This is a genomic window from Pantoea sp. Morm, assembly GCF_016643525.1.
GTDB classification, from domain to species: Bacteria; Pseudomonadota; Gammaproteobacteria; order Enterobacterales; family Enterobacteriaceae; genus Pantoea; species Pantoea dispersa.
The window spans coordinates 38,037-53,214 of record NZ_VOQX01000012.1 but is presented as its reverse complement, the minus strand read 5'-3'; the positions used below and the strand labels follow the sequence as shown (position 1 = coordinate 53,214).

The 15,178-nt window shown below is 58.8% G+C and carries 14 protein-coding genes and 1 riboswitch; of the genes, 7 read left to right on the top strand and 7 right to left on the bottom strand.

Annotated elements, in window-relative coordinates; translation table 11 throughout:
• Positions 1-68 precede the first annotated feature (68 nt).
• Entirely contained in the window at positions 69-692 is a 624-nt protein-coding gene (locus tag FT726_RS06625; protein WP_010618709.1) for a TIGR04211 family SH3 domain-containing protein, read from the bottom strand.
• Positions 693-897: 205 nt separating this feature from the next.
• Here FT726_RS06625 and FT726_RS06620 point away from each other — a divergent pair, with 205 nt between their 5' ends.
• The 3 genes from FT726_RS06620 to hldE all read left to right on the top strand — a co-directional run bounded on the left by FT726_RS06620 (position 898) and on the right by hldE (position 6,592).
• On the top strand, positions 898-2,208 hold the full coding sequence (locus tag FT726_RS06620) for an inorganic triphosphatase (RefSeq protein ID WP_346302580.1): 1,311 nt from the start codon (positions 898-900) through the stop codon (positions 2,206-2,208).
• A 33-nt stretch (positions 2,209-2,241) separates the two neighbouring features.
• A complete protein-coding gene (gene glnE, locus FT726_RS06615; protein ID WP_058780507.1) occupies positions 2,242-5,100 on the top strand; it encodes a bifunctional [glutamate--ammonia ligase]-adenylyl-L-tyrosine phosphorylase/[glutamate--ammonia-ligase] adenylyltransferase in 2,859 nt (952 codons plus the stop codon).
• 67 nt (positions 5,101-5,167) lie between these two features.
• Positions 5,168-6,592, top strand: coding sequence for a bifunctional D-glycero-beta-D-manno-heptose-7-phosphate kinase/D-glycero-beta-D-manno-heptose 1-phosphate adenylyltransferase HldE (gene hldE, locus FT726_RS06610; RefSeq protein ID WP_021509620.1), 1,425 nt, complete (start codon positions 5,168-5,170; stop codon positions 6,590-6,592).
• A 39-nt stretch (positions 6,593-6,631) separates the two neighbouring features.
• Here hldE and FT726_RS06605 read toward each other — a convergent pair whose 3' ends face one another.
• Positions 6,632-6,937, bottom strand: coding sequence for a ubiquinone biosynthesis accessory factor UbiK (locus tag FT726_RS06605; protein WP_010618705.1), 306 nt, complete (start codon positions 6,935-6,937; stop codon positions 6,632-6,634).
• 171 nt (positions 6,938-7,108) lie between these two features.
• Positions 7,109-7,258, top strand: a riboswitch (FMN riboswitch).
• Between the two features lie 109 nt (positions 7,259-7,367).
• Between FT726_RS06605 and ribB the strand changes: the two genes are divergently transcribed.
• The gene (gene ribB / locus FT726_RS06600) at positions 7,368-8,024 is read left to right on the top strand and encodes a 3,4-dihydroxy-2-butanone-4-phosphate synthase (RefSeq protein ID WP_010618704.1); all 657 of its coding nucleotides are present in this window, start codon (positions 7,368-7,370) and stop codon (positions 8,022-8,024) included.
• A gap of 53 nt (positions 8,025-8,077) precedes the next feature.
• Here the strand turns inward: ribB and FT726_RS06595 are convergent, their stop codons facing one another.
• Positions 8,078-8,461, bottom strand: a complete 384-nt coding sequence (locus tag FT726_RS06595; protein WP_021509619.1) for a cell wall hydrolase — start codon at positions 8,459-8,461, stop codon at positions 8,078-8,080.
• A 144-nt stretch (positions 8,462-8,605) separates the two neighbouring features.
• A complete protein-coding gene (gene zupT / locus FT726_RS06590; RefSeq protein WP_021509618.1) occupies positions 8,606-9,373 on the bottom strand; it encodes a zinc transporter ZupT in 768 nt (255 codons plus the stop codon).
• Positions 9,374-9,583: 210 nt separating this feature from the next.
• On the opposite strand from zupT, the gene ygiD reads away from it, so the two are divergent.
• Positions 9,584-10,354 carry a 4,5-DOPA dioxygenase extradiol gene (ygiD, locus tag FT726_RS06585; protein WP_370445707.1) on the top strand — a complete coding sequence of 257 codons (771 nt, stop codon included), beginning with the start codon at positions 9,584-9,586 and terminating at the stop codon, positions 10,352-10,354.
• A 35-nt stretch (positions 10,355-10,389) separates the two neighbouring features.
• On the opposite strand, the gene FT726_RS06580 is transcribed toward ygiD, so the two are convergent.
• The 3 genes from FT726_RS06580 to tolC all read right to left on the bottom strand — a co-directional run bounded on the left by FT726_RS06580 (position 10,390) and on the right by tolC (position 13,850).
• The gene (locus tag FT726_RS06580) at positions 10,390-11,553 is read right to left on the bottom strand and encodes a glutathionylspermidine synthase family protein (protein WP_021509615.1); all 1,164 of its coding nucleotides are present in this window, start codon (positions 11,551-11,553) and stop codon (positions 10,390-10,392) included.
• A gap of 8 nt (positions 11,554-11,561) precedes the next feature.
• A complete protein-coding gene (locus FT726_RS06575; protein WP_021509614.1) occupies positions 11,562-12,236 on the bottom strand; it encodes a DUF1190 family protein in 675 nt (224 codons plus the stop codon).
• Between the two features lie 141 nt (positions 12,237-12,377).
• The gene (gene tolC / locus FT726_RS06570; protein WP_058776524.1) at positions 12,378-13,850 is read right to left on the bottom strand and encodes an outer membrane channel protein TolC; all 1,473 of its coding nucleotides are present in this window, start codon (positions 13,848-13,850) and stop codon (positions 12,378-12,380) included.
• Positions 13,851-14,063: 213 nt separating this feature from the next.
• Between tolC and nudF the strand changes: the two genes are divergently transcribed.
• The gene (nudF, locus tag FT726_RS06565) at positions 14,064-14,699 is read left to right on the top strand and encodes an ADP-ribose diphosphatase (protein ID WP_058776538.1); all 636 of its coding nucleotides are present in this window, start codon (positions 14,064-14,066) and stop codon (positions 14,697-14,699) included.
• Positions 14,696-15,121, top strand: coding sequence for a DUF1249 family protein (locus FT726_RS06560; protein ID WP_021509611.1), 426 nt, complete (start codon positions 14,696-14,698; stop codon positions 15,119-15,121). The genes nudF and FT726_RS06560 overlap by 4 nt, the downstream gene beginning before the upstream one ends.
• Positions 15,122-15,178 lie beyond the last annotated feature (57 nt).

The window sequence follows — 15,178 nt, the reverse complement described above, 5'->3', positions numbered from 1 at the left end:
AAAAGCGGGCATGCCAAAAGGGGCATCTTACGATCCCCTCCAGGCAAACCACAAATGGCGTGGCGGCTTTAATTCATCCAGCGATCGTTTTTCTTGCGGCGCGGCACCATGTGCGGCAGCAGCAGACCGAGCAGCAGACCCACGCCGAGCACGCCGCCGCCATACATAAACCACTGCATGATGATGGTGCGCTGTTTGTCATCCAGCTGAACGTTAGCGGCGCTGACCTTCTTCTGCGCGACAATCAGCTCGTTGCGCAGCTTCTGATTCTCTTCTTTCAGGCCGTTGATGGTGCCGTCGCTGTTGGCCACCTTGTTCTGCATCTCTGACGTACGCTGATTCCAGCTGTTATCAATGTTCGCCAGTTTGTCGGTCAGCTCTTTGACCTGCTGCTCCAGCTGCGGCACGCGGGTGCGCAGGCTGGGGGAGGCGCTGAGCTGCGACAGCGGGATCCAGTTAGTTTTGCCTTCTGCATCGCGGATTTGCGCGTACTGCGAGTCATTATTGGTTTGCAGCAGCGTGACTTCCTCCCCGGCATTCAGCTTGCCAACCAGGCGATACTGATCGCCAGGGCCGCTGCGTACCCAGGTGGATAATTCGTCGGAGATGTAACGTTTTTCATCGGCCGCGTGGGCCGGTGCGATGGCGCTGAAAGCCAGCAAAGAGAGAGCGGCAAGTGTGATTTTTTTCATTCGATATCGTTTTTTCATGATGGGCGTAAATTTACCGGCACAGTCTGGAGTCGCTTCGCATAAATCTGAATGAGAACTATCCTGGTCTCAATGCGGTGCGAAAAGGGTCGTAAAAGCACAAGAAAGCAGAGACAGCAGGCTTGCGGTGCATTACTCTTCGCCAGATTAAACTCGTAAGTGCCAGCAGCGTATTGAATAAAAAATTATGACCATCGAAATTGAATTAAAGTTCATTGCCACCCCGCAAGCCGCCGAAAAACTGGCGCAGACGCTTGCTGCCTGGCCACATCAGCACCACGCCGCGCGTGAGTTGACCAACATCTATTACGAAACCGATGACAACCAGCTGCGCCGCTGGGACATGGGCCTGCGAATTCGCGGCGTGGATCAGCGCTATGAAATGACGCTGAAAACCGCCGGCAAAACGCTGGGCGGCCTGCATCAGCGTCCGGAATACAACGTCGACCTCAGCGAGCCGCAGCTGGACATTGCCCGCCTGCCGGCAGAGATCTGGCCGCAGGGTACCGATATTGCCGCGCTGCAGCCGCGTTTGCAGCCGCTGTTCAGCACCCATTTCCAGCGTGAAACCTGGCTGGTGAGCGTTGGCGACAGCGAAATTGAAGTGGCTTTCGATTGCGGCAGCGTTGCCGCAGGGGAGCTGAGCGAGCCGCTGTATGAAGTGGAGCTGGAGCTTAAGCGTGGAGCGCGCAGCGATATGCTGACCTTCGCCAGTGCGCTGATCGCCACGGGCGGCCTGCGCCTCGGCAGCCTGAGCAAAGCGGCACGCGGTTATCAGCTGGCGCAGGGCAACGCGCCGCGACCATTGCGCGCGCTGCCGCTGCAGAAAATTGCCGCTAAAGCCACGGTGGAGCAGGGCATGGTTCACGCCATGAGCGCGGCGCTCGGCCACTGGCAGTACCATGAAGAAGTCTGGCTGCGCGGTAACGAGGACGCCCGGACACGGGTAATTGAAGCGCTGGAGACGCTGCGTCAGGCGTTTTCCCTGTTTGGCACGCTGGTGCCGCGCAAGGCCAACAGCGAACTGCGTCAGAAGCTGACCCGGCTGGAAGAGCTGCTGGCGGACAGCGAGGCCAGCGCAGAAACCGTCTGCTTCTCACCGACCTCAGTTGAAGCCCAGTTAGCACTTACTCACTGGCTGGTGGAGTCGCAGTGGCAGCCGTGGCTGGACGAGAAGAACAAAAGTAAGCTGCAGGGCTCGTTTAAACGCTTCAGCGACATCATGCTGGGGCGCATCGGCGCGGATCTGCGTGAAACCTTCGTTGACGTGCAGCTGTTTAATGAATTTCAGGACAAAGCCACGCGCCTGAACCGCCAGCTGCTGGCGGTGCATCTGCTGGCGGGTGCATATCCGGCTGAAGAAGTCAGCCAGTGGCTGGCAGGCTGGCAGGAGTTGCAGCACGCCATTCGTGAAAAACAGGAGCGCGGTCTGATTCAGCTGGTCAATCTGGCGATCCGTCAACCGCCGTTCTGGCTGAATAACGGTGCGAAACGCTAAGGCTACGGCACCATCAATCATCAGGGAGGGAAGATGTCGTTACCGTTACCGACGCTGATGCAGGCGCAGCTCGCCAGCGTGGCAGAACGTCTGGGCCTGCCGCTGACGGCGATCACACCGCAGCAGGCTGGCGCACTGACCTTTAGTGACTTTATCGTGGACAACCTGCAGCAGCATCCGGCGTGGTGGCAACAGCTGCAGCAGCAACCGCCGCAGCCCGAAGAGTGGCAGCACTATGCGGCCTGGCTGGCAGCGGCGCTGCAGCCGGTAGATAACGAAGCCTCCCTGATGCGCGAACTGCGCCTGTTCCGCCGTCATATGCTGGTGCGCATCGCGTGGATGCAGGCGCTGGAGCAGGCCAGCACCGGGCAGAGCCTGACGCAGCTCAGCACGCTGGCGGAAGTGCTGATTACCGCCGCGCGCGACTGGGTGTGGCAGGATTGCTGTCGCGATTTCGGCACGCCGTGCAACGCCGCCGGCGAAGCGCAGCCGATGCTGATTCTGGGTATGGGCAAGCTGGGCGGCGGTGAACTCAACTTCTCTTCCGATATTGACCTGATCTTTGCCTGGCCGGAAAACGGCGTCACCCACGGCGGCCGGCGCGAGCTCGACAACGCCCAGTTCTTCACCCGCATGGGGCAGCGCCTGATCAAGGTGCTGGATCAACCTACCGTCGATGGCTTTGTTTATCGCGTGGATATGCGCCTGCGTCCGTTTGGCGACAGCGGCCCGCTGGTGCTGAGCTTTGCCGCGCTGGAGGATTACTACCAGGAGCAGGGTCGCGACTGGGAGCGCTACGCGATGGTGAAAGCGCGCCTGATGGGCGATGACGGCGGCCACTGGAGTCAGGAATTGCAGCAGATGCTGCGCCCGTTCGTCTATCGCCGCTACATCGATTTCAGCGTGATCCAGTCGCTGCGTAACATGAAAGGCATGATTGCCCGCGAAGTACGGCGGCGCGGCCTGAAGGACAACATCAAACTCGGCGCCGGCGGCATTCGCGAAACCGAATTCATCGTCCAGGTGTTTCAGCTGATTCGAGGGGGACGTGAGCGCTCACTTCAGCTGCGTTCGCTGCTGCCGACGCTGCAGGCCATCGGTGAGCTGGCACTGTTAACACCGGAGCAGGTTGATCATCTGCGCGCCGCCTACCTGTTTTTACGCCGGCTGGAGAATCTGCTGCAAAGCATCAACGATGAGCAGACGCAGACGCTGCCGGAAAATCCGCTCGACCGCCAGCGCCTGGCCTGGGCGATGGGCATGGCGGACTGGGCGACGCTGCTGGCACAGCTGGAACAGCACATGGCCGGCGTGCGCCACATTTTCGACGAGCTGATAGGCGATGATGCACCGGATGTCGACGATCAGCCGCAGCTGGCGGAGTTCGCCAGCCTGTGGCAGGACGCGCTGGAAGAGAGCGATTTGCTGCCGGTGGTACCGCAGCTGCAGGCAGAACAGCGCCATGCGCTGTATCGGGCGCTGAATGATTTCCGTCAGGATGTCAGTCGCCGCACCATCGGTCCGCGCGGCCGGCTGGCGCTCGATCAATTAATGCCGCGCCTGCTAAGCGAAGTGTGCGCACGTGACGACGCCGATGTGGTGCTGGCACGCCTGACGCCGCTGCTGCTTGGCGTATTAACGCGCAGCACCTATCTCGAGTTGCTGACCGAGTATCACGGCGCGCTGCGCCACCTGATTCGCCTGTGTGGCGCTTCGCCGATGATTGCCAGCCAGCTGGCGCGCTATCCGCTGCTGCTGGATGAACTGCTCGATCCGGCCACGCTGTATCAGCCCACCGCCACCGATGCCTATCGTGACGAACTGCGCCAGTATCTGCTGCGCATTCCCACCGATGATGAAGAGCAGCAGCTGGAAGCGCTGCGCCAGTTCAAGCAGGCACAGCATCTGCGTATCGCCGCCGCCGACATCGCCGGAACCCTGCCGGTGATGAAAGTGAGCGATCACTTAACCTGGCTGGCGGAAGCGATCATTGAATCGGTGGTGCAGCAGGCGTGGCAGATGATGGTGCAGCGCTATGGCCGCCCTTCGCACCTCACCAGCGACAGCGAGCGCGGCTTTGCCGTGGTCGGCTACGGCAAACTGGGCGGCTGGGAACTGGGTTACAGTTCGGATCTCGATCTGGTGTTTCTGCATGACTGTCCGGACGATGCCGAAACCGACGGTGAACGCGTTATCGACGGGCGTCAGTTTTACCTGCGTCTCGCCCAGCGCGTCATGCATCTGTTCAGCACCCGCACCTCGTCCGGCATTTTGTATGAGGTGGACGCGCGCCTGCGCCCCTCTGGCGCGGCCGGCATGCTGGTCAGCACCTTTGCTGCCTTTGACGACTATCAGCGCCATGAAGCCTGGACGTGGGAACATCAGGCGCTGGTGCGCGCGCGCATCGTGTTTGGCGAACCGGCGCTGTGTGAACGCTTCGATGCGATCCGGCGCGGTATTCTGTGCCTGCCGCGTGAAGGCGCGAAGCTGCAAACCGAAGTGCGTGAGATGCGTGAGAAAATGCGCGCGCACCTCAGTAACAAGCACAAAGGCCGCTGGGAGATTAAAACCGATGAGGGCGGTATCACCGATATTGAATTCATTGCGCAGTATCTGGTCTTAGGTTACGCCGCCAGCCAGCCGGCGCTGACGCGCTGGTCGGATAATGTGCGCATTTTCGAACTGATGGCGCGCCACGGCATCATGGCTGATGAGGAAGCGCAGGCGCTGACGCACGCTTACGTCACGCTGCGCGATGCGCTGCACCATCTGGCGCTGCAGGAACTGCCGGGTCATGTCGATCCGGCATCGTTCGCTGACGAACGCGCCGTGGTGCACGCCAGCTGGCAGCGCTGGCTGGCCGCGAGCGATGCGGATGACACGGAGCAGTGAGCCTGACGGCTTCTATGCTATTATCCGCGCATTATTTTGACTGAACGTTGAAGTCTGGAGTCTCTGCATGAAAGTAACACTGCCCGCGTTTGGCAAGGCCGCTGTGCTGGTTGTCGGCGATGTGATGTTAGACCGCTACTGGTACGGCCCGACCAGCCGGATCTCACCGGAAGCCCCGGTGCCGGTGGTTAAAGTGGATACCATTGAAGAGCGTCCGGGCGGCGCGGCCAACGTGGCGATGAATATCGCTGCACTCGGTGCGGACTCGCGCCTTATCGGCCTGACCGGTGCAGATGACGCTGCGCGCGTGCTGCGCGAAACGCTGGCGCAGGTGAAGGTTGAGTGCGATTTCGTCGCCCTCGATAGCCATCCGACCATCACCAAACTGCGCGTGCTGTCGCGCAACCAGCAGCTGATTCGCCTCGACTTTGAAGAGGGCTTTGAGCAGGTTGATCCGCAGCCGATTCACGATCGCCTGCGTCAGTCGCTGGCACAGGCGGGCGCGCTGGTGCTGTCTGATTATGCCAAAGGCGCGCTGAGCAGCGTGCAGACCATGATTCAGCTGGCGCGTGCGGCGCAGGTGCCGGTACTGATCGACCCGAAAGGTACCGATTTTGAACGCTATCGCGGCGCGACGCTGCTGACGCCCAATCTGTCCGAGTTCGAAGCGGTGGTCGGCAAGTGCAAAAGCGAAGAGGAGATTGTCAGCCGCGGTATGCAGCTGATCGCTGATTACGATCTCTCCGCGCTGCTGGTGACGCGTTCGGAAAACGGGATGACCCTGCTGCAGCCGGGCAAAGCGCCGCTGCATCTGCCCACTCAGGCGCAGGAAGTGTATGACGTCACCGGTGCCGGCGATACGGTGATCGGCGTGCTGGCCGCAGTGCTGGCTGCCGGTGAAAGTCTGGAAGATGCCTGCTTCCTCGCCAACGCTGCGGCTGGCGTGGTGGTCGGCAAGCTCGGGACTTCAACCGTCAGTACCGTGGAGCTGGAGAATGCGATTCACGCGCGGCCGGACAGCGGCTTTGGCGTGATGACCGAAGCCGAGCTGAAAGTGGCGGTGGCGCAGGCGCGCCAGCGCGGTGAGAAAGTGGTGATGACCAACGGCGTGTTCGACATTCTGCACGCCGGCCATGTCTCTTATCTGGCCAACGCGCGCAAACTGGGCGATCGCCTGATCGTGGCGGTCAACAGCGATGCTTCCACCAAACGTCTTAAGGGCGAAACCCGCCCGGTGAACCCGCAGGAAAACCGCATGATCGTGCTGGGTGCGCTGGAAGCCGTAGACTGGGTGGTGCTGTTTGAAGAGGATACGCCACAGCGGCTGATTGCCGAAGTGCTGCCGGATCTGCTGGTGAAAGGCGGTGATTATAAGCCGGAAGATATCGCGGGCAGTAAAGAGGTGTGGGCCAACGGCGGTGACGTGCGTGTGCTCAACTTTGAAGACGGTATCTCCACCACCAACATCATCAAAACCATTCGCAATCAGTGAACACGTAGCCGGCGGGAGCGAACTCCCGCCGCGTAAACCTTACTGAGGCGTATCGATTTTGCCTGCCGGATCTGGCGTGATCACCGCCGGAGCCGGGGCCGCCGGACTTTCGCTCTCCAGCTTCGCCAGACGCTGCTCCAGCGCCGCCAGTTTTTCACGCGTGCGCAGCAAAACCTGGGTCTGCACGTCAAACTCTTCACGATTAACCAGATCCATGCGGGTTAACTGCGCCTGCAATACCTGACGAATTTTCTTTTCCACATCGTCGCCAAAGTCGCGAATACCTTTTGGCATCGCTTCGTGCACCTGGCGCGCCAGTTGTTCAATTTTTTTCGTGTCGATCATGGTTGTTTCCTGGTTACGGTGGCTGATAACAGCGCGTGTTCCGACTCATCAAGCATTAAGTGTAATGCCAGAAACGAAAAGGTTAAACCCGAAATCCGCAACGCATGAAGTGCAAAAGCATTTGCACTTTTGTTGATTGCCCGACCAGGTGATTGGCGCTATAGTAATTTCGCTTATTCTCAGGGCGGGGCGAAATTCCCCACCGGCGGTAAATCAGCTTCGGCTGAAAGCCCGCGAGCGCTTTCGCTGTACAGTGAAAGGTCAGCAGATCCGGTGTAATTCCGGGGCCGACGGTTAAAGTCCGGATGGGAGAGGGTAACGACATCAGCCGGGCTGCGCCCGCGTCACGTTATTGCCATGTGTTTTCTACGCACTCCTAAGCTCGCCCTGGTTCTGGTAACTCATATTTTATTAATAAGGTTTTTTTACCATGAATCAGACGCTTCTTTCTGAATTTGGCACGCCGGAACAGCGTGTAGAACGCGCCATCGATGCGCTGCGCAACGGGCGCGGCGTGATGGTGCTGGACGATGAAAATCGCGAAAACGAAGGCGATATGATCTTCGCCGCCGAAACCATGACCGTGGAACAGATGGCGCTGAGCATTCGTCACGGCAGCGGCATTGTCTGCCTGTGCATTAACGAAGCGCGCCGCCAGCAGCTGGATCTGCCGATGATGGTAGAGAACAACACCAGCTCTTACGGCACCGGTTTTACCGTGACCATTGAAGCGGCCAGCGGCGTGACGACCGGCGTATCGGCCTCCGACCGTATTACCACCATCCGCGCGGCGATTGCCGATGACGCTAAACCGTCCGATCTGAATCGTCCCGGCCACGTATTCCCGCTGCGCGCGCGCGACGGCGGCGTACTGGCGCGCGGCGGCCACACCGAAGCGACGCTCGATCTGGTGACGCTGGCGGGCTTCAAACCTGCGGGTGTGCTGTGCGAACTGACCAATGATGACGGCAGCATGGCGCACGCGCCGGAAGTGATTGCGTTTGCGAAGCAGCACGCCATGCCGGTGGTGACCATTGAAGACCTGGTGGCCTGGCGCCGCCAGCATGAAACCCGTCAGGCCAGCTAAGCCGACGTGAAATAAATAAGGCCGGATGTGATGCATCCGGCCTTTTTTTATGATTAACGGCTGGCGTAAAAAACGTGATTGCCTATCACCACGGTACGCTGGAAGGCGTGGCGCCACGCGGGTCTGGCGCTGTGCGCATGAAAGAAGGTCGCGCCCTTTGTCACATCCGCCAGCTTACCCTCGACAATCCGCTGGGCCAGGCGCTGCGCGCGCTGCCAGCTTTTGTCATGCTGCGGCGGATGGCGATGGGGATGTTTGTGCAGAGACGTCCAGGAGAACTGTTTGGGTGCGTACACCACCGGACAGATCTCTTTGACGTCCCAGTTAGCCCGGTTCATGGTGACAGTGCCGACGGCAATCTGCCCCTTCACCGGTTCGCCGCGCGCTTCATGATAGATATTCATCGCCAGGCATAAAATGGCTCCCTGAATTAACATAACACTCCACTGCTTTCTAAGAGTCGCAGGGAGTGTAATGAGCCCGCCGTCGGGTGTTAACAAGACCCGTCTCGACTACGCCTTAACAAGACTAAGTCGTTGAGAGTTAAGGCCGAAGTGGTGATGAATAAGACGAATCTCGCGTCAGCCTACCCCGCTGGTTTGCAGCAACGTCAGGCTCAGACCCATCACCGTCATGCCGCACAGCACGCCGTAGCTGGGATTGTTATGCGGATCGATTTCGCGCGCCAGCGGCATCAGTTCATCCACGGACAGCGCCACCATAATGCCCGCCACCGCCGCCATAATCGCCGCAATCATCACCGGTGAGACCGCCGGCCCCAGCAGCAGAAAGGCGATGATGCCACCAAGAATCTCCGCCATGCCGGACAGGCAGGCCCAGAACAGCGCTTTGGCTTTCGAGCCGGTGGCGGCGTACATCGGTCCGGCCACCGCCAGCCCTTCCGGAATATTGTGGATCGCGACGGCCAGTGCGATGCCCAGCCCCAGTTCCATATCGCTGCTGGCGGTGACAAAGGTGGCAATGCCTTCGGGAAAGTTATGCAGGCTGATACCGAGCGTCAGCAGGATCGCGGTACGTTTCAGGTTGGTGGGGCGGCGATTGACCGCCATCAGATCCTGCGGATGCTGGTGCGGCAGCAGGCGATCCATGGCGAAATAACCCAGTAAGCCGAGCATGAACATGCCGTAGCCAAGCACCGGCGACATGCCTTCCGCATGCAGCGCGGCGGGCAGCATTTCCATCAGGGAAATCAGCAGCATGATGCCAGCGGCAAAGCCGAGCGCAAAGGCCAGTACGCGGTTCGACGGCTTTTGACCGAGCACGCCAAAAATCGCGCCGACGAAAGTGGCACCGCCAGCCAGGATGGTTAGCAGCAAAGGTACTGACATGATGGGCTCCTTAATGATAATGATTACCAGTTACAATATAGTTAACCCCATAAAATATCGAGTTATTTAGCGTAAAGTTATGTCGGCAAAATCTTGTTCAAATTTGCTGATAAACATCATCACGCTTATCAGCGTTTTTCCCCTGGCGAAAGCGCGTATCGTGACAGTCATTAACGCGATCCCGACGCCAGAGGATGAATAATGACCCGCATGCCCGCTCTGTTTCTCGGCCACGGCAGCCCGATGAACGTATTAGAAGACAACCGTTATACCCGCGTATGGCAGCAGCTGGGCGAAACCCTGCCGCGTCCGCGCGCTATTCTCGCCATCTCGGCGCACTGGTACACGCGCGGCACGGCGGTGACGGCGATGAGCAATCCGCGCACCATCCATGATTTTGGAGGCTTCCCGCAGGCGCTGTTCGACGTGCGCTATCCGGCGCCAGGTTCGCCTGCGCTGGCACAGCGCGTTATCGATCTGCTGGCGCCGGTGGCGGTGCAGGCCGATCAGCAGTGGGGCTTTGATCACGGCTCGTGGGGCGTGCTGGCGAAGATGTATCCACAAGCGGACATTCCGTTGATTCAGCTCAGTATTGATGGCACCCAGCCGGCGGCGTGGCATTTTGCGCTGGGACGTAAACTGGCGGCGCTGCGTGACGAAGGCGTGATGCTGGTAGCCAGCGGCAACGTGGTGCATAACCTGCGCATGATTCGCTGGCAGGGCGCGGAAAGTGCTTATCCGTGGGCGGAAAGCTTTAACCAGTTCGTGCGCGATAATCTGGACTACGAAGGCGAGGCGGCACAGCATCCGCTGGTGAATTATCAGCAGCATGAAGGCGCGCAGTTGGCTAACCCGACGCCGGAGCACTATCTGCCGCTGCTGTATATTCTCGGCGCGCGAGCTGAAGGTGAGGCGGTGAGCATCCCGGTGGAAGGCATGGAGATGGGTTCGATCAGTATGCTGTCCGTGCAGGTTGGCTGACACCTGTGCCGCCCGCAGACCGGGCGGCATGTGCGTTACTCAATAAAGGTGTGCGGATAGAAACGTGACAGATCCTGGGTGATCAGCGCACGATCCTCCCGCAGACCGATACCGGCAGGCTGATCGTCAATCAGCCAGCTGCCAATCAGCGTGTAGCTGTCGCCAAATTTCGGCAGCGGCCAGAACTGCTGGACGATCATGCCCTCTTCGCCATAGGGGCCGTCGGCGCGCGCGATTTCCTGACCGTTTTCCACGATAGTGATATTGGCACCTTCGCGGGAAAACAGCGGTTTCACCACATATTTTTCCATCTGCGGCGCGCTGGCATCATCGGCAAACCAGGCGGGCAGCAGGTTAGGATGATTGGGGAACATCTCCCACAACAGCGGTAACAGCGCTTTGTTGGAGAGAATGCTTTTCCACGCCGGCTCCAGCCAGCGCACGCCGGCATCGGCCAGCTTGGTCGAGAACATCTCGCGCAGCATGAATTCCCACGGATAGAGCTTGAACAGGTTACTGATCACCTGATCGTGCTGATCGGTAAACTGACCTTTTTCGCCCAGCCCGATCTCATCAATGTAGAGAAATTCACTCGGCAGACCGGCTTCAGTGGCGCAATCCTGCAGATACTGTACCGTGGCGCGATCCTCTTCCGTATCGCGACAGCAGGCAAAGTGCAGCCAGTTAAAACCGTGCTGCTGGTGCAGCGTGGCGAAGCGCTCAATCAACTGCTCTTGCAGGCTGTTGAATTGATCGCTGCCCTGCGGCAGGTTGCCGGCGTTGAGCTGATCCTCCAGCCAGATCCACTGGAAAAACGCCGCTTCGTACAGCGAGGTTGGCGTATCGGCGTTGTTCTCCAGCAGCTTGATCTCGCCTGTGCCATCCCACGCCAGATCGAGGCGTGAATAGAGCGACGGCTGACGCTGCTGCCAGGATTCGCGCACAAAATCCCAGGTGTGTTTCGGAATGCAGAAACGGGTGAGCAGCGCTTCGCTGTTCACCACTTTTTCTACCGCCTGCAGGCACATCTGGTGCAGTTCAGCGGTGGCCGCTTCCAGCTGTTCAATTTGCGCCAGAGTAAACTGGTAATAAGCGTCTTCGCACCAGTAGGGTTCGCCATACATGGTGTGAAACTGAAAGCCGTACTCGGTCGCCTTTTCTCGCCAGTTCGGACGTTCGCTGATAGCAATTCGTTGCATGCGCGGGCTTAGCCTCCCAGCGAGCGGCTGCCGGTGCTGGTGGCACTGCTGCGCTGCATGGTGTTCTGTTTGGCTACCGTCTCACCAAAGCCGCCACGGGTGATGGTGGACGTAGTGGCCGGTTTTGGCGCCAGCGCGGTTTTCGGCACGTTTACCGTCCGGCCCGAGGTGGCCGCACCGTAGTTCTTACCGGAAGCATCAACAAACTGGCCGTTAGCCGGGCTATTAGGGGTTTTTGGCGAGAACAGCGGTTGCTGCGCAAAGCCAGCGCCGCCGCCCATCAGACGACCCATCATGTAGCCGGCCATCAGAGGCATCCAGAAGCTGCCGCTCTGCTGCGCTTCAGCATTGTTCGCCGTGGTACCAACGCCCGCCTGTGCCGGGGTTTGCTGACACTGGTTTTCGCCGAATTCCGCGACACAATCTTCACGCGTGGCGTATTTTGGCGCGGTGCGCTCAGCCTCTTTCAGCGCGTTGTTGTAAGCGGTGGTGCACTGGGCGCTCTGGCCCGGATTGGCTTTCGCACAATCATCGGCGTTCTGGTACATCGAAACCGTTTCATCGCTCTGTTCGCAGCCTGCCAGCATAAACACGGCGGTGACCGCCAGTGCGACCGGCGTTAAATGGCGTGCCTGCCAGCTTTTACGGAAAGCGGCATGACGAATATTTTTTGTCCGTTTCATTATCTTCATCCTGTGCCCAAAGGTGGGGCTTAGGATAGGTGATGAGTGGTGGAAAATGAAGCGGGAAGCCGGGTGGCAAGGGGATCTTTACGTTGTTATACGTTTGAATGCGAAAGGGGCCGCAAGCGGCCCCTTGAAGGCTTAATTAGCGAAAGGATTGGCGCTGTTACGTGCCGCGGCCGGACGGGCCTGAGCGGCGGCGGACGCGGAGGTCGCTTTCGGGCCGTTATCCACGCGCGCGGCCTGCTGGCTGTTTTCCGGCGCGACCACTTCTGGCGAGGTCGTCACTTCTTTGCCCAGCGTGCTGTTCAGCTGTTGCAGATCCTGCTCGTTCAGCGTGCCCAGCGCATATTTGATGTTCAGCTGGTTGATCAGGTAGCTGTAACGCGCATTCGACAGCTGCTGTTTAGCGTTAAACAGCGTGGTGGTCGCGTCTAACACATCAACGATGGTACGCGTACCCACCTGATAACCGGCTTCCGAGGCATCTAATGAGCTCTGCGCCGAGATTACCGACTGTTTGTAAGCGTCGATGCTGCTGATCGAAGCGTTCACGTTGTTGAACGAAGAACGGACGGTCTGGATCGCGCTACGGTGCGCGCCTTCCAGCTGCTCGCTGGCGGCGACGAAGTTGTACTGCGCCTGTTTCACCTGCGAAGTCACTGAACCGCCGCTGTACAGGGGCAGTGAGAAGCTCAGGCCAACCTGGTTGGAGCCGGTGATCGAATCGGTGGTACCGGCGCTCTGATTAGCGCGGCTGCCGCCGTATTTGCTGTTCGACAGACCGGTAGAGGCGGTCAGATCCAGCGTCGGCATGTGGCCGGACTCGGCGGAGCGAATCTGCTCACGCGCCAGATCCTGGCTCAGACGGGCAGACAGCAGGTTGAGGTTACGGCTCTCAGCCTGTTTCAGCAGACTGGATACCGCTTCCGGACGCGCCGTTTTGAAACGATCGATATTCAGTGACGCCAGCGACAGATAATCCATGCCGGTGATCTGACGCAGCGATTCCACCGCGTTATCCAGGTCGTTACGCGCGGTTACTTCATTGGCCAGCACGCTATCGTATTGAGCACGGGCGTTCTGCACATCGGTGATGGCCACCAGACCGACGTTAAAACGCTGGGTGGTCTGATCCAGCTCGCGGTAGATCGACTGTTTCTGCGCTTCAGTGTAAGAAAGCGTATCAATGGCCTTCAGCACGTTGAAATAGGCGGTTGCGGTGTTCAGGATCAGATCCTGCTGCGCTACCTGATAAGTAACGTCCTGAATGCCGGCCGTTTTTTCCTGCAGCGTCAGCGCACGCCATTTCGACATGTCGAAAATCGTCTGCGTTAATTGCAGCGAGGCGCTGGTCGTGTTGGAATGGAGACCGCTGTTGTCGCGATAGCCGCTGTTATAGGTATAATCTGCACCCAGACCCAGCTGCGGCAGCAACGGGCTACGCGCTTCGTTAATTTTCTCAAAAGCAGCGTCGCGATCGGCGGCTGAAGCACGCAGATCCGGGTTGCTGAGGCGCGCCTGCTGGTAGACCTGCAACAGGTTTTCTGCCTGGCTGGCAAGGCTGAAACCGCCCAGGCTCAGTCCAATAAAAAGTGGGAGCAGTTTTTTCATTTGCATTCCTTGTGTTGCAGCAAATGCACAGAGAGTGTGCTGCAGGTAAGCCAAAAAATAATCGCCGATTCTACAGAGGCGGCGTCAGAGATAAGTTGGCTGAACGTGCCTTCTCCCCCTAATTTACGTAAATAATTCAGAAAGAACCACTCGGACGGAGCACAAGGGTTGGCTTTTCTTCGCTCCATCCCAATCTGCATAAGGAACCAGATGATGGCGGGTGAAAAAAAATCCCCTGTGACTTTCACAAAAAACGATGTAGAAATTATTGCACGCGATACTCGCTACGATGGTTTTTTTTCCATCGTCAGCTACCGCTTCCGCCATCGCCGCTTTAACGGCGAGATGAGCGGTGAAGTGGTGCGCGAAGTTTTTGAGCGCGGACACGCTGCCGTGCTGCTACCCTATGATCCCCTGCGCGACGAAGTAGTGCTGATCGAACAGATCCGCATCCCGGCCTATGATTCCAGCGCCACGCCCTGGCTGCTGGAGATGGTGGCCGGCATTATTGAACCGGGCGAAACGCCGGAAGATGTGGTGCGTCGTGAAGCGGTCGAAGAGGCTGGCCTCAAGGTTGGCCGCGTCAAACCGATAGTGAATTACTTAGCCAGCCCCGGCGGAACCTCTGAGCGTTTGTCGGTGCTGGTGGGCGAAGTGGATGCCAGCCAGGCAGAGGGAAATCACGGGCTGGAGGAAGAGAATGAGGATATTCTTGTGCATGTGGTAAGCCGCGAACAGGCTTATCGCTGGGTGGAAGAGGGGATTATTGATAACGCGGCATCTGTCATCGCTCTGCAATGGCTGGCGTTGCACCATGAGAAACTAAGAGAAGAGTGGAAGCCAACATGAAACAGCGCTATACCCCTGATTTCCCCGAAATGATGCGTCTGTGCGAAACCAATTTCGCTCAGCTGCGCCGCCTGCTGCCGCGCAGTGACGAGGCAGGTGCGTCGGTGATGTATCAGGTGAACGGCGCCAGTTATCAGCTGACTATTGAAGAGTCGACGCGCTATACCACGCTGGTGGAGATCCGCCAGGTGGCACCCGCAGTGAGCTACTGGAGCCTGCCGTCCATGTCGGTGCGGCTCTACCATGATGCGATGGTGGCTGAAGTGTGTTCCACTCAGCAGATCTATCGCTTCAAAGCGCGCTATGATTATCCTAATAAAAAATTGCATCAGCGCGATGAAAAACATCAGATTAACCAGTTCCTTGCCGACTGGTTGCGGTACTGCCTGGCGCACGGCGCGATGGCCGTGCCGGTGTGCTGATCGCGATACCCTGAATCCGCACGGGTATATAACGCAACGATAGCGTGGAGAGAAAGG

Bases quoted from the DNA above. Each gene is read 5' to 3' on its own strand.
- FT726_RS06595 (WP_021509619.1), bottom strand. From the start codon at position 8,461: ATGTTAATTCAGGGAGCCATTTTATGCCTGGCGATGAATATCTATCAT.
- FT726_RS06560 (WP_021509611.1), top strand. From the start codon at position 14,696: ATGAAACAGCGCTATACCCCTGATTTCCCCGAAATGATGCGTCTGTGC.
- nudF (WP_058776538.1), top strand. From the start codon at position 14,064: ATGGCGGGTGAAAAAAAATCCCCTGTGACTTTCACAAAAAACGATGTA.
- FT726_RS06605 (WP_010618705.1), bottom strand. From the start codon at position 6,937: ATGATCGACACGAAAAAAATTGAACAACTGGCGCGCCAGGTGCACGAA.
- ribB (WP_010618704.1), top strand. From the start codon at position 7,368: ATGAATCAGACGCTTCTTTCTGAATTTGGCACGCCGGAACAGCGTGTA.
- FT726_RS06625 (WP_010618709.1), bottom strand. From the start codon at position 692: ATGAAAAAAATCACACTTGCCGCTCTCTCTTTGCTGGCTTTCAGCGCC.
- zupT (WP_021509618.1), bottom strand. From the start codon at position 9,373: ATGTCAGTACCTTTGCTGCTAACCATCCTGGCTGGCGGTGCCACTTTC.
- ygiD (WP_370445707.1), top strand. From the start codon at position 9,584: ATGCCCGCTCTGTTTCTCGGCCACGGCAGCCCGATGAACGTATTAGAA.
- glnE (WP_058780507.1), top strand. From the start codon at position 2,242: ATGTCGTTACCGTTACCGACGCTGATGCAGGCGCAGCTCGCCAGCGTG.
- tolC (WP_058776524.1), bottom strand. From the start codon at position 13,850: ATGAAAAAACTGCTCCCACTTTTTATTGGACTGAGCCTGGGCGGTTTC.
- FT726_RS06620 (WP_346302580.1), top strand. From the start codon at position 898: ATGACCATCGAAATTGAATTAAAGTTCATTGCCACCCCGCAAGCCGCC.
- FT726_RS06575 (WP_021509614.1), bottom strand. From the start codon at position 12,236: ATGAAACGGACAAAAAATATTCGTCATGCCGCTTTCCGTAAAAGCTGG.
- FT726_RS06580 (WP_021509615.1), bottom strand. From the start codon at position 11,553: ATGCAACGAATTGCTATCAGCGAACGTCCGAACTGGCGAGAAAAGGCG.
- hldE (WP_021509620.1), top strand. From the start codon at position 5,168: ATGAAAGTAACACTGCCCGCGTTTGGCAAGGCCGCTGTGCTGGTTGTC.